The 13098-nt window shown below is 70.4% G+C and carries 11 protein-coding genes; 6 read left to right on the plus strand and 5 right to left on the minus strand.

Annotation, left to right across the window (positions count from 1 at the left end):
• Nucleotides 1–48: 48 nt before the first annotated feature.
• Entirely contained in the window at nt 49–702 is a 654-nt protein-coding gene (gene lexA / locus AC0VYL_RS07200) for a transcriptional repressor LexA (RefSeq protein WP_475462967.1), read from the minus strand.
• A gap of 688 nt (nt 703–1390) precedes the next feature.
• Between lexA and nrdR the strand changes: the two genes are divergently transcribed.
• The 3 genes from nrdR to AC0VYL_RS07215 all read left to right on the plus strand — a co-directional run bounded on the left by nrdR (nt 1391) and on the right by AC0VYL_RS07215 (nt 6494).
• Nucleotides 1391–1873: a transcriptional regulator NrdR gene (gene nrdR / locus AC0VYL_RS07205; protein ID WP_475460550.1), complete on the plus strand. Its 483-nt coding sequence runs from the start codon at nt 1391–1393 to the stop codon at nt 1871–1873.
• Nucleotides 1874–2001: 128 nt separating this feature from the next.
• Nucleotides 2002–5958 (plus strand): vitamin B12-dependent ribonucleotide reductase, encoded by a 3957-nt coding sequence (locus tag AC0VYL_RS07210; protein WP_475482662.1) that lies wholly within the window; start codon nt 2002–2004, stop codon nt 5956–5958.
• A gap of 107 nt (nt 5959–6065) precedes the next feature.
• Nucleotides 6066–6494, plus strand: coding sequence for a CBS domain-containing protein (locus AC0VYL_RS07215; protein WP_475482663.1), 429 nt, complete (start codon nt 6066–6068; stop codon nt 6492–6494).
• On the opposite strand, the gene AC0VYL_RS07220 is transcribed toward AC0VYL_RS07215, so the two are convergent.
• The gene (locus AC0VYL_RS07220; protein WP_475460556.1) at nt 6491–6796 is read right to left on the minus strand and encodes a hypothetical protein; all 306 of its coding nucleotides are present in this window, start codon (nt 6794–6796) and stop codon (nt 6491–6493) included. The two genes, AC0VYL_RS07215 and AC0VYL_RS07220, sit on opposite strands and share 4 nt — an antisense overlap.
• 272 nt (nt 6797–7068) lie before the next feature.
• Here AC0VYL_RS07220 and AC0VYL_RS07225 point away from each other — a divergent pair, with 272 nt between their 5' ends.
• Together AC0VYL_RS07225 and AC0VYL_RS07230 are read left to right on the plus strand one after the other, a co-directional pair.
• Nucleotides 7069–8826, plus strand: a complete 1758-nt coding sequence (locus AC0VYL_RS07225; RefSeq protein WP_475460558.1) for an SPFH domain-containing protein — start codon at nt 7069–7071, stop codon at nt 8824–8826.
• Nucleotides 8827–10287, plus strand: a complete 1461-nt coding sequence (locus AC0VYL_RS07230; protein ID WP_475460560.1) for an SPFH domain-containing protein — start codon at nt 8827–8829, stop codon at nt 10285–10287.
• Nucleotides 10288–10394: 107 nt separating this feature from the next.
• Here the strand turns inward: AC0VYL_RS07230 and AC0VYL_RS07235 are convergent, their stop codons facing one another.
• The 3 genes from AC0VYL_RS07235 to AC0VYL_RS07245 form a co-directional block, all read right to left on the minus strand.
• Complete coding sequence (locus AC0VYL_RS07235) at nt 10395–10583, minus strand: hypothetical protein (RefSeq protein ID WP_475460562.1); 189 nt, start codon at nt 10581–10583, stop codon at nt 10395–10397.
• A 142-nt stretch (nt 10584–10725) separates the two neighbouring features.
• Nucleotides 10726–11382, minus strand: coding sequence for a hypothetical protein (locus AC0VYL_RS07240; protein ID WP_475460564.1), 657 nt, complete (start codon nt 11380–11382; stop codon nt 10726–10728).
• Between the two features lie 74 nt (nt 11383–11456).
• Entirely contained in the window at nt 11457–12083 is a 627-nt protein-coding gene (locus AC0VYL_RS07245; RefSeq protein ID WP_475460566.1) for a DoxX family protein, read from the minus strand.
• Between the two features lie 226 nt (nt 12084–12309).
• On the opposite strand from AC0VYL_RS07245, the gene AC0VYL_RS07250 reads away from it, so the two are divergent.
• A complete protein-coding gene (locus AC0VYL_RS07250; RefSeq protein WP_475460568.1) occupies nt 12310–13029 on the plus strand; it encodes a ribonuclease HII in 720 nt (239 codons plus the stop codon).
• Nucleotides 13030–13098: the final 69 nt, after the last annotated feature.

Raw genomic sequence — 13098 nt, forward strand, 5'->3', positions numbered from 1 at the left:
CCCTCAGCGTATCGGCCCGCCCACCGCCCCCGGCTCGGGGATCCGCGCTCAGACCCTGCGCATGACCGTGACGACCTTGCCGAGGATGGTGGCCTCGTCGCCCTGGATCGGCTCGTAGGCGTCGTTGCGCGGCATCAGCCACACGTGGCCGTCCGGCTCGCGGCGCAGCACCTTGACGGTCGCCTCGTCGTCCAGCATCGCCGCGACGATGTCACCGTTCTCGGCGGTCTGCTGCTGACGGACCACCACCAGGTCGCCGTCGGTGATCGCGGCGTCGATCATGGAGTCGCCCACCACGGTGAGCATGAACAGACGGCCCTCACCGACCAGCTGGCGCGGCAGTGCCAGGACGTCCTCCACGGCCTCCTCGGCGAGGATCGGGCCACCGGCCGCGATCCGGCCGACCAGCGGGACCGAGGCGGCCCGGGTGGAGTCGGCGGTGAGCTCCTCCTGGGTGAGGGTCTGGGAGGCCTCCCGGCCGGGGGTGCGCAGCTCCACGGCGCGCGGCCGGTTCTGGTCCCGGTGCAGGTACCCCTTGCGCTGGAGCACCTTCAGCTGGTGCGCCACGCTGGAGGGGCTGGACAGGCCGACCGTGTCACCGATCTCCCGGATGGACGGCGGGTAACCCCGTTCCCGGACGTACCTCTGGATGCAGTTGAGGACACTCTGCTGGCGTGCGGTGAGTTTGGGGGTGTCGGGCACGGACGCGCCCGGATCGCCGACGGGCGAAAGAACGGTGGTGGGTCCGGAGCCGACGGCTCCGGGGTTCTCCTCCGGCACGGCCGGGCCTCCTCGGTGTTCGGTTCGGTCAGGGCCTGCGTGTGTGGCCGGTCACCGGCCACGCGGACCGGACGGCGAAGCCGGTGTGAAATCAAGGTCAACTTTAGTCGTTGCACACGGTGATATCAAACAAGCGTTCGAGAGCCTGTGGACGGGATCGCGGAGGGATTTCCCTTTGTGTTTTCGGGAGCCGATTTCCGGTGGTCGCACTTATGTGTGTACACGCGCGCCGCGGCCGTTGTCCGTGGAATGCGCGATCCGGTATGGGGTTCGTCTCGCCGTGCCCCGCCGCCACTCCGTGGCCTCGGGAGGGAGTGGAATTCGGTCGGCGGTTCGGTGTGGCGGGCGTCGGGCCGCGCGTCCGCGCCCCCTTATCCTGGGATTCGGCTCCCTCGGCCGCACCCCCCGTTTCCACCTCCTCGAACCCCGTTCCTCGGCCGCCCCGGTTCCCGGATTGGGGACACGCCGTGGGCAGGGTTGCGGGCGTCCGCCCCAGCGCCTAGGTTCGACCACAACATCTGGTGTTGACACGGGGGCCGTAGTCAATAAGTTGTGGTTAAGTAGACTCCTAGGGTTGTTGGTCGGGTACAGGAAAGCCAGGTGAACCGGGATGCACTGTCCGTTCTGCCGTCATCCGGACACCAGGGTGATCGACAGCAGGTCCACCGACGACGGCGCGGCCATCCGGCGCCGCCGGACCTGCCCCGTCTGTGAACGCCGCTTCACCACGCAGGAGACCGTCCTGCTGATGGTCGCCAAGCGGTCCGGGGTCACCGAACCCTTCAGCCGCACCAAGATCATCGCCGGAGTGCGCCGCGCCTGCCAGGGCCGTCCCGTCTCCGAGGACGCCCTCGCCAAGCTCGGCCAGCAGGTCGAGGAGGAGATCCGGGGCCGCGGCGTGGCCGAGGTGCCCGCCCACGAGATCGGCCTGGCCATCCTGGGCCCCATGCGCGACCTGGACGAGGTCGCCTACCTGCACTTCGCCAGCGTCTACCGCGGGTTCGAGAGCCTCGCCGACTTCGAGGCCGAGATCGCCAGCCTGCGGGAGGACCGCGAGGGCCAGACGGAGCCCGCGGTCGACACCACCGGGTAGGACCCGGTACGCCACCGCGAGGTGGGCGGAAGCACGGCGGACACCGTACTCCGCACCACCCCGAACACACATGAACGTCCGCGCGGTCACCGCCGGGTCCGCGCATGACCTTCGGGGGAGACACTGCCATGGCGCGAAAGACGAGCGGTACGGCCCAGCGCGGGGGCAAGGGCCTGAGCTTCGCCCGGGTCAACACCACCGAGGGCGTCCATCCCTACGACACCCTCGAATGGGAACTCCGCGACGTCGTCATGACCAACTGGCGCGACGGCACCGTCAACTTCGAGCAGCGCGGCGTCGAGTTCCCCTCCTCCTGGTCGGTGAACGCCACCCAGATCGTGGCGAGCAGGTACTTCCGCGGTGCCGTGGGCACGCCGGAGCGCGAGTGGAGCCTCAAGCAGCTCATCGACCGCGTCGTCGGCGTCTACACGAGCACCGGCCGCGAGCACGGCTACTTCGCCTCCGACCAGGACGCCGAGGTCTTCGACCACGAACTCAAGTACGCCCTGGCCCACCAGCTGTTCAGCTTCAACTCGCCGGTCTGGTTCAACGTCGGCACCTCCTCGAAGGCCCAGGTCTCCGCGTGCTTCATCCTGTCCGTGGACGACACGATGGAGTCGATCCTGGACTGGTACAAGGAGGAGGGGCTGATCTTCAAGGGCGGCTCCGGCGCGGGGGTGAACCTGTCGCGCATCCGCTCCAGCAAGGAGCTGCTGTCCTCCGGGGGCTCGGCCTCGGGCCCGGTCTCCTTCATGCGGGGCGCGGACGCCTCCGCCGGGACCATCAAGTCCGGCGGTGCCACCCGCCGGGCCGCCAAGATGGTGGTGCTCGACGTGGACCACCCCGACATCGAGGAGTTCGTCGAGGCCAAGTCCCGTGAGGAGCACAAGATCCGCGCCCTGCGCGACGCGGGCTTCGACGTGGACCTGGGCGGCGACGACATGTTCAGCGTCCAGTACCAGAACGCCAACAACTCCGTCCGCGTGTCCGACGCGTTCATGCGCGCCGTGGAGACCGGTTCCGAGTTCGGCCTGACCTCCCGCACCACGGGTGACGTCGTCGCCACGGTCGACGCGAAGGAGCTCTTCCACCGGATGGCCCGCGCCGCGTGGGAGTGCGCCGACCCGGGCATCCAGTACGACGGCACCATCCAGGACTGGCACACCAACCCCGAGAGCGGCCGCATCAGCGCGAGCAACCCGTGCTTCCCCGCGGACCAGAGAGTCCTGACCGACCGCGGTCACATCCCCATCGGTGACCTGGTCCGCCGCGCCGCGGAGGGGGAGACCTTCGCGGTGTACACCAACGACGTCACCGCGGACACGGACGCGAGGGACACGGTGGTGGCCACCGTGCCCACGCGGTACATGGTCACCGGAGTCAACGAGATCCTCGAACTGCGATTCAGCGACGGGTCCGTCCTGCGCTGCACCCCCAACCACCGGGTGTGGACCGGCAACCGAGGTTGGGTGCACGCGGAGGACCTGGAGAAGGAGGACGAGGTCGTCCGTTCCTTCCAGTACGCCCCGAGGAGCAACCCCGAGCAGAACGTTCCGGCTGAGGCACTGGAGGCGGCCCGGCAGGCGGCGCGGACCACCGGCGTGCGCGGTGTCGTCCTCCCGGAGAAGTGGGACGAGGATCCCGACCTGGCCCACTACCTCGGATGGTTGGTCGGGGATGGTTCGATCGACGACAACAAGGTGGTGACCGTCTACGGGACAGCCGAGGAACAGGCCGAGGTCCTGCCCCGACACCTGGATCTGATCGAGCGGATCACCGGGCACCGGAGCAAGCCCAGCCTCCAGCCCAACGGCACCCAGCAGCTCAGGGTCACACGCAGGGCGATGGTCGCCTTCGTTCGCGCGCTCGGGCTCGGGGCCCGAGCGGCGGACAAGTCCGTGCCACCCGCGATGTTCGAGGCTTCGGAGGAGACCGTCCTCGAGTTCCTCCAAGGGCTGTTCGACGCGGACGGATGCGTGGTGGACCAGAGGAAGAAGGGAACACGCCACGTCGGTCTGGGGAGTCGATCAGAGCGGCTCGTGCGCGAGGTCCAGGAGCTTCTGGCCCCGTTCGGGATCGCCAGCCGCGTGTACCGGACCAGCGAGGGGAGGCGTGACACCTTCACCTACACACGCAAGGACGGGACCAGCGTCTCCTACGGGAGCGACGGTCCGTTCTTCGACCTCCGTGTCTCGTCCTCGTTCCTCACGGAGTACTCGGCGCTCGTCAACTTCTCGATCGAGAGCAAGCGCGAGAAACTGGGTGCGGCCCTGGACCATCGAACGACGTACCGGACCCGCACCACCGCACGGCTGGTCTCCCGCGAGTCCCAGGGGTTCGAGACGACCTACAACCTCACCGAGCCCCGTAACCACTCCTACGTCGTGGGCGGCACGGTCGTCGCCAACTGCAGTGAGTACCTCAGTCTGGACGACTCGTCCTGCAACCTGGCCTCGGTCAACCTGCTCAAGTTCCTGCGCGAGGACGACACGTTCGACGTCGAGGGGTTCACCAGCCTCGTCGAACTGGTGATCACGGCGATGGACGTCTCCATCACCTTCGCGGACTTCCCCACGGAGCGGATCGGTGAGACCACCCGCGCCTACCGGCAGCTGGGGATCGGCTACGCCAACCTGGGCGCCCTGCTCATGGCCACCGGCCACGCCTACGACTCCGAGGGCGGGCGGGCCGTGGCCGCCTCGATCACCTCGCTGATGACCGCCGCCGCCTACCGCCGCAGCGCCGAACTGGCCGGTGTGGTCGGACCCTACGAGGGATACGCGCGCAACGAGAAGGCGCACGAACGCGTGATGCGCAAGCACTCGGCCGCCAACGACGACCTGCGCACCGTCGGGACCCTGGAGGAGCCCGTCCACGCGGCCGCCACCCAGGAGTGGGTCCGCTGCCTGGAGACCGGTGGACGCCACGGCTGGCGCAACGCCCAGGCCAGCCTCCTGGCCCCCACCGGGACCATCGGGTTCATGATGGACTGCGACACGACCGGGATCGAGCCGGACTTCTCGCTGGTCAAGTACAAGAAACTGGTCGGCGGCGGGTCCATGCGGATCGTCAACCAGGCGATCCCCCGGGCGCTGCGGAACCTGGGGTACCAGGACGAGCAGATCGAGCCGATCGTCGACCACGTGGCCGAGCACGGGCACGTGGTGGACGCCCCCGGGCTGCGTCGGGAACACTACGAGGTGTTCGACTGCGCCATGGGGCGCCGGTACATCCAGCCCATGGGGCACGTGCGCATGATGGCGGCCACCCAGCCGTTCCTGTCGGGGGCGATCTCCAAGACGGTGAACGTGCCGGAGGCGGCGACGGTCACCGACTTCGAGGAGATCTACTACGAGGGCTGGCGCCTGGGGCTCAAGGCCCTGGCCGTCTACCGGGACAACTGCAAGGTGGGTCAGCCCCTGTCCACCTCGGGGGCGGCCGGGGAGACCGTGGAGGCGCCGAAGCCCGTGCGGCGGCGCCTGCCCAAGAAGCGGCCGAGCGAGACCACCTCGTTCTCGGTGGGCGGCGCCGAGGGCTACATCACCGCGGGCTCCTACCCCGACAGCGGGCTCGGGGAGGTGTTCCTCAAGCTCGGCAAGCAGGGTTCCACCCTGGCCGGGGTGATGGACGCCTTCTCCATCGCGGTCTCCATCGCCCTCCAGTACGGGGTTCCGCTGGAGACCTACGTCGAGAAGTTCACCAACATGCGGTTCGACCCGGCGGGCATGACGGACGATCCGGACATCCGTATGGCGCAGTCGGTGGTGGACTACATCTTCCGCCGCCTCGCCCTGGACCACCTGCCCCACGAGGAGCGGGCCGCCCTGGGAGTGCTCTCCGCCTCGGAGCGTGAGGCCCGGGTCCACGGCGAGGACCCGGTCCAGGCGGCCGTCCAGGTGGAGTCGTACGCGCAGTCGGCGGCCCCGACCGAGGCACCGGCCGCGCGGGAGGGCCACCCCAGCGAGAACTTCTCGGAGGGGTTCATGGCCGACGCGCCCCTGTGCACCACCTGCGGGACCAGGATGCGCCCGTCCGGCAGCTGCTACGCCTGCGAGGGCTGCGGCGCCACCAGCGGCTGCAGCTGAACCGGGCGCACCGCCCCGGGACGCCGGTCCCGGGGCGTGGTCCACACCTGTGGTTGGCGGGGGAGGCGAGCGGGTAACCCTTGGAACCCCGGCGGAAGGTGGTTCCCATGCTGATAGCCGCGATCCTGCGGGCGAAGGGCCCGGAGGTGGTGAGCGTCGCCCCCGAGGAGACCGTCGCCCGGCTGCTCACCGAACTCGCCCGGCACAACATCGGTGCCGTCGTCGTCGCGGAGGGCGAAACCCTCGTCGGGATCGTCTCCGAGCGCGACGTCGTCCGTCACCTGGAGCGCCGGGGCCCCGAGGTCCTGTCCGCCCCCGTCTCCGACATCATGACCGCCGACGTGGTCACCTGCACCCCCGAGGACACCGTCGAGGAGGTCAGCGAACGCATGACCGTGCGCCGGTTCCGGCACGTCCCGGTGACCTCGCAGGGACGGCTGGCCGGGATCGTCAGTATCGGTGACCTGGTCAAGAGCCGCCTCCGGGTGCTGGAGGACGACCGCGCCCAGCTGGAGGCCTACATCCACGGCCGCTAGGCCTCCGAACGGTCGCCGGAGGCCACGGCGACGGCGGCGGTCGCCGCGGTCACCCCCAGGACGGCGGGCCACGAACCGACCTTCCTGGCCAGCGGGTGCGAGAGGCCGAAGGCGGCCACGTACACGCCGGTCAGCGCGATGGCGGTGCCCAGGCCGGAGCTGCGGCGCGTGGTCTCGAAGGCCGCGGCGCCGAACCCGGCCAGGACCGCGCCGCCGAGGGGCCGGTTTCCGGTGGCGCGCGCCACGGAGTAGCCGCCGATCAGCCCGGCGGTGGTCAGGACGGCACTGGGTACTGCGGGCATGGAGGGCTCCCCGTTCCGGGTGTTTCGGTCATGACGAGGCTAGTCCCAGCCCACGGAGGTGCGCCATGCGGCGCGCGAGGGTCACCGTGCGGCTGACACCGCGTCACGCTCGGGACACGACCCATGGGTTTCGGCTGGCCGTCGTGCCAAGCTAGGGGCTGACCACTACCGGTTTGTCCCGCGATGAACCCGCTCCGACCTGGAACCAGATCGCGGTACGCGACGTCGAAGCCGATAGTTCCCGACGTTCCGCCACAAGGAAGTGCATGCCTATGTCGTTCGCGCAAACGGTGCGCGGCGCGGCTGGCGCGGTCGCCCAGGGGGGCGACCCGCGTCAGGCCGTGACCGACGCAGTCCAACAGGCCGCGGGCCAGGTGACCGGTCAGCGGTCCGGTCAGAGTTCGGAGGGCGGCCTCGATCCCCGGGACTTCGTCGCGGCACGTGAGCAGGGCGCCTCCGTCGACACCCGGATCGAGCAGAAGACCACCTCGCTCAGCAACGCGGGCGAGGCCCTCAACCGCAGCTACTACGAGCGCGGCCAGGGCGGTCCCGTCCACGTCATCTGCCCGATGGTGATCCCCCGGGGACGCACCTTCGTCACGATGCTCCCCGCGATCGCCCTGGTCGTCATCGGTGTCATCGGGTTCTCGACCGCCGCCGCCACGGCCGCGGTCACCGGTGCCAACCCCCTGCTCAACCCCTTCTTCGGCGTCCACTACTGGATCATCACCGCGGCCGTCACCGGCTTCATGTGGTGGCGCCAGGGCATGGTCATGGTTCCCGAGGGCTGCCAGGCCATCGTGACCCGCTTCGGCAAGATGGAGAACCTCTACCAGCCGGGCAGGGTCACCCTGTTCAACCCCTGGAAGCGCGTCTCCTACATCGTCAACACCACACGCGAGTACCCGTTCAACGCCCCGATCCGCTCGGCACCCACCAAGAGCGGCGTCCAGGCCTCGGTCGACCTGTTCGTGCAGTTCAAGATCGAGAACGCCACCGACTTCGTCTACACCCTGGGTGGCGTCCCCGGCTTCCAGGAGAAGCTCAACAACGCCATCAGTGAGACCACCCGCAGCCTCATCTACGAGCAGGAGGCCTCGGCGATCTACGACATGGTCGGGGAGAGCACCCAGGCCCTGCTGGACGCCCTCAACCGCCAGTTCGGCGGAATCGTGGTTCTGACGAGCGCCAACATCACCCACGCCGAGCCCTCCAGCCAGGAGTACCGGATGGACCTGGCGGCGCCCGAGATGGTCCGGGTGGCCAAGGACGCCTACACCTTCGAGTACGAGCTCCAGCTGCGCAAGGAGCAGAACGAGGGTGACCTGAACAAGGAGCTCGCCACCCTCAACGAGACGCTCTCCGCGATCCAGGCCGACATCGCCCAGTACCAGGCGCAGATGGACACCGCCCTGGAGCGCGAGACCAACCGGGCCCGCGCCACGGCCCGGCAGCGCTTCGTGGAGGCCGAGTCCGAGGCCAACGCCAACGCCGCGCTCCTTCAGGCCCAGGCCCTGGACATCCGCGCGGTCAGCGCCGCCGAGGCCCCCGAGATCCTCAACTACCGCTTCCGGGAGAACCTCCTGGACAAGCTGGAGTCGGTCGCGGACAGCCTCCCGCAGGTGCTGCGGATCGGTTCCGGTGACGGCGCCAGCGTCGACTACCTGCGGATCGCCCAGGAGATCATCGGGCAGACCGACGCCGCCCTGTTCTCCGACGAGGACATGGCCGCGATCCGTGAGCGTCTGGGCGCCATCAACGCCCGCATCACCGAGCGCCAGCAGGAGATCAGCGCCATCGTCGAGGACGAGGCGGACGAGCGCCGCCGCCCCTCGGCCGAGGACCCCGGAGAGGACCTGGTGGAGGAGATCCGCCAGTCGGTGAGCGACGGCGCCATCGACGAGCGCATCTCCGAGTCCGCCGCCGACGGGCCCGAGCCCTCCGCGGCACCGTTCCAGAACCCGCAGGACCCGCCGCTGCCCCCGTGGTCGCAGGGCGGTTCCGAGGGTCAGCACCCGGGAGGTCAGTAGATGAGTGAGCCCTTCAACCCGGGCGGCGGCTCCAACATCAAGGAGTCCCTGGCCTCGTGGAGCGACCTCGCGGGTCTGCTGCGCGGCGGTGACCAGGGCGCCATCGTCCCCGTGGTCATACCGCGCGACAACCGCGGCCTGCGCTGGACCATCCTGGTCTGGTTCGGCCTGTTCGCGATCTGCTCCGCCCTGATGATGTCGCTGCACGTCGCCTTCGGCGGCGCCGTGGCCGGCCTCGCCTACGGCACTCTGGCCGTGCCCACCCTGTTCGTCGGCATCCTCAGCGTGCTCGCCGCCGGTCTGTGGTGGTGGCGCGGCGCGATCGTGGAGATCGAGGAGGGCACCACCGGCATCCTCACCAAGTACGGCGCGTTCGCCAAGAGCATCGGCCCGGGCCGCCACTACCTGTGGCACCCGTGGTCGCGCGTGGACTTCGTGGTGGACACCCGCACGGAGATCCCCTACACGGCCCCGGTGCTGGCCTGCCCCACCCGGGAGAACGTGCCGCTGAAGTCGATCGAGTTCTTCCTGAAGTTCCGGATCGAGGAGCCGTACCGGTTCGTCACCTCGATCGGCGCGAGCAACTTCGACCTGGTGCTGTCGAGCGCGGTGCAGGACGCCATCCGCCAGCGCAGCCGCATGGTCAACACCGAGTCCGCCTACGACCTGCGCGGCTCCAACGTCGAGGACATGCGCAGCCTGCTCAACGCCCAGCTGCACAAGTACGGCGTGACCATCACCGGCTGCAACATTCCGGACGTGCAGCTGCCCAGCCAGTACCAGCAGCACCTGGCCACCCGGGAGCGGGTCGCCAAGGAACTGGTCGCCTACGAGCAGGAGTGGGAGCTCACGCGCAAGCGCCGCATCGACACCCTGCTCATGGACATCGAGCGCTCCAAGAAGACCCGCGACGCCAAGATCGTCGAGGTCAACGCCTCCCTCAACAAGGCGCGCAAGGACGTGGCGCAGATGCTGGAGGAGCAGGAGACCGAGGCCCAGCGGGTGCGGTACGAGATCGAGACGCGCGGCCGGGCCGACCTGGTCGCCGCCGAGAACGAGGCCAAGGCGCAGCACCGGCTGGCCACCGCCTACCGCGACAACCGGGCGGTGCTGGAGTACGAGCTGGCCCGCCGCCGCCTGGACGTGGGCGCCGCGCTGGCCGAGCGGGCACCGCGCCCGGTCGTGGTCCAGACGGAGGGCGGCTCCGGTGACGGCTCGGCGCTGTCCACGCTGCTCACCGCCCAGCTGCTGCCCCAGGTGCTCAACAACGGGGGCGGTTCCTCCCGTTCTCTGGGCGCCCCGTCCGCGCAGGACGTCTTCGACGGCGTGCAGGGTTCGGTGGCGGCCGCCGCCGGACGCCAGCAGCAGATGGCCGAGGAGTACCAGAGCCAGCAGGACACCGCGATGCGTCAGCAGTTCGAGCGCGGTGAGGGGTACGGAGGCGGTCGCGGGAAGCGCTGATCCCCGCTGGCCGACCGTACGCGACGGCGGAACGTGAGGGGCCCCGTCACCCACCTGGAGTCCAGGGGGTGGCGGGGCCCTCGCGTGTGTACCGGGGGAGTGCGGGCTCAGCTCGCCGTGGTCAGGGCCGAGTACCCGGCGATGTCGATCCCGTGCCGTGCGGCGATCTCCACCAGGTCCTCGACCTCACCGGCCTGGGCGACGGCCAGGTCGTCGTCGCCGACGGCGTGGGCGCGGCGCAGCGCGGTGAGGGAGTCGTGCAGACGCAGGTGAAGGGTGAGCGCGAACTCGCGCATGGTTCCTCTTCTCGGGTAGCGAGACTGCCGTGGGGGAGACCCGTGAGGGTGTCTCCCGGGGGACGCACCCATGTCTACACGTCGAGGGTGAGAGCCAGGTTGGAGCGGGACAGCGCCGAGTAAAGAGGGGGTCCGCTCCGCTCTAGTGGTCCACCCAGACGTACCAGTCGCCGGAGACGTGCTCGTAGATCCGTGATCCCTGGCCTGGCACGAAGACCCCCACCGGGATCTCCTCGGTGCTGTACGCCAGCCCGGCGGGCTGGAGGAGCCCGGCCTTCTCCACCTCGTAGTGGGTGACGTCGCCGGTCACCGACACGCTGCGCAGGGCGTACAGGCCGGTCCACTCCCCGTTGCGGGGGATGGTCGTGGGGTCGGCCACCGCGTCGCGCAGTTCGAGGAGCTGTTCGGAGGAGGCCTGCACGCGGGTCTGGAGGGGCACGTCCGCGACGGCCAGGCCCAGGGCCACGAACGCGATGAGCGGGGCGGAGATCCACCGCAGCCAGTAGTGCCGGATCATCGGACGGGCCACCGCCAGCGCGATTCCCAGGCGGAGCGCGCCCATCCCGGCCAGGAGCAGGCCGCCGCCGAGGCCGACCACGAACGTGGGCAGGTGCCCGGCGGGCATGCTGTCCTCGAAGAGCAGGACGAGTCCGATCACCGCGCACGCGGGGATGTAGAGGCGGCCGGGCGGACGGGAGGCCCAGCTGATCAGTCGCTGGCCCGGCGTCGGCTTCTCGGCGATCTCGATCAGCTTGGCCACGGACCCGTCAGGGTTCGGGCCGGAAGCTGAGGCGGACATGGCGTTCCTTCCATCGAATCCGGGTCACGGCGACGCGGGCCCGATGGGCGGCCGAGGGGCGCGAACGGGCCGCGTCACAGTCGATTCGGCCGACGCGGTGCGGCCTGCTCCACAGGATAGAGCAGAGGCGGGGCGTGTTCGGGGCGACGGGGCGAAATGGCGGGAGCTTTCCCCCGGGCCATGGAGCGGGCCCGGAGCCGGACGGGCCGGGACCCACGAAGGCGGGGTGAGAGGACCAGGTAGTCCCACGACCACCGTCCCCCGCCGACAGCCATCAGGACGCACACGGCCGTGACCAGCGCGGTCGCCCCCCAGGAGCCGAACGGGGACGGGTCGGCGGCCGTCGTGGTCAGTGTTCCGACCACGGCCGACAGGGCCAGGAGCGGGCCGGTCAGCCATGTGAGCAGACCCACGGCGAAGGACACGGCGAGCGCGACCAGCAGCGCCGGGACGACCGGGGCGACGAGCCCGGCCGCGGGCATCCCGGAGTCGGACAGCCGGTCCGCGACCAGGTCCACCCGGCCGCGCAGGGCCAGCCCGTACTCCGCGAACACCCAGCCCACCCCCACCCGGGTGGCCGCGGCGATGACGTCGTAGAGGCGGCCGTGCAGGAACGGCGGCGCGGACCGGCGCTTCGGGGCGGCGCGGGCCGGGAGGCGCGGTGGGGGTACGGGCCGTGTTCTCGGCCTGGTGTGCTGCATGTCCATTCCTCCCGGCGGCCCGGCACGGCGGTTCCAACAAGCGGAAACTACCGAACGTCACACCTCATGACTGGGTGTGACGCTCGGTGAGTCGCGCAAAACCCGCCGGATCGGCCACCGCGAGACCGGGCGGACCGGCTGGAGGGCGCCGCCCGGGTCCCGGCCGATCACCCCGGTCGTCGTCGAACCGGCCCGGAAGGTCACCGGACCGCCCTAGGGTTGTGGCGTGCCGACGACGACTCCCCCGAAGAACAGCCCCTCCCCGAAGAGCGATCCGCCGCCCGCTCCGACCTCCGAGGTCGAGGACGAACTCCGCGCCTCCGGCGCGCGGGTGGTGGCCGGTGTGGACGAGGTGGGCCGAGGCGCCTGGGCCGGGCCCCTCCTGGTCTGCGCCGCGATCCCCGGAGAGGGCGAGCCCCCCGCCGGTCTCACCGACTCCAAACGCCTGACCCCCAAACGGCGCCGCGAGCTCGCCGCGCAGATCGAACCCTGGGTGGCCGACCACGCCTTCGGCTGGTCCGAGGCGACCGAGATCGACGAGGTCGGCATGACCGAGGCCCTGCACCGGGCCGCCCGCCGGGCCCTCGACGCGCTGGAACCCCGCCCCGACGCCGTGATCCTGGACGGGCGCCACGACTTCATCGGTCGGCCCTGGCGCGTGCGCACCCAGGTCAAGGGCGACCTCACCTGCGTGAGCGTGGCCGCCGCCGCGATCCTGGCCAAGGTGCGCCGCGACGCCTTCATGGCCGAGCTGGCCGAGGAGCACCCCGGCTACGGATTCGAGAGGGCGGCGGGGTACCCCTCGCCCACGCACCGCACGACCCTGGCCGAGCACGGCCCCACCCCCCAGCACCGCATGAGCTGGTCCTACCTCGACGACCTGCCCCGATGGAGCCACCTGCGCCGGGTGCGCCCCGCTCTCGGCGGCCAGATCCCGCTGCTCTGATCCGTGCCGGGGCGGCCCGCGACACGCCGCCCCGCACTGGACATCCGGCCCCACTTGGGGCAAGGCTGT

The organism is Nocardiopsis sp. iso_238 (assembly GCF_056173325.1).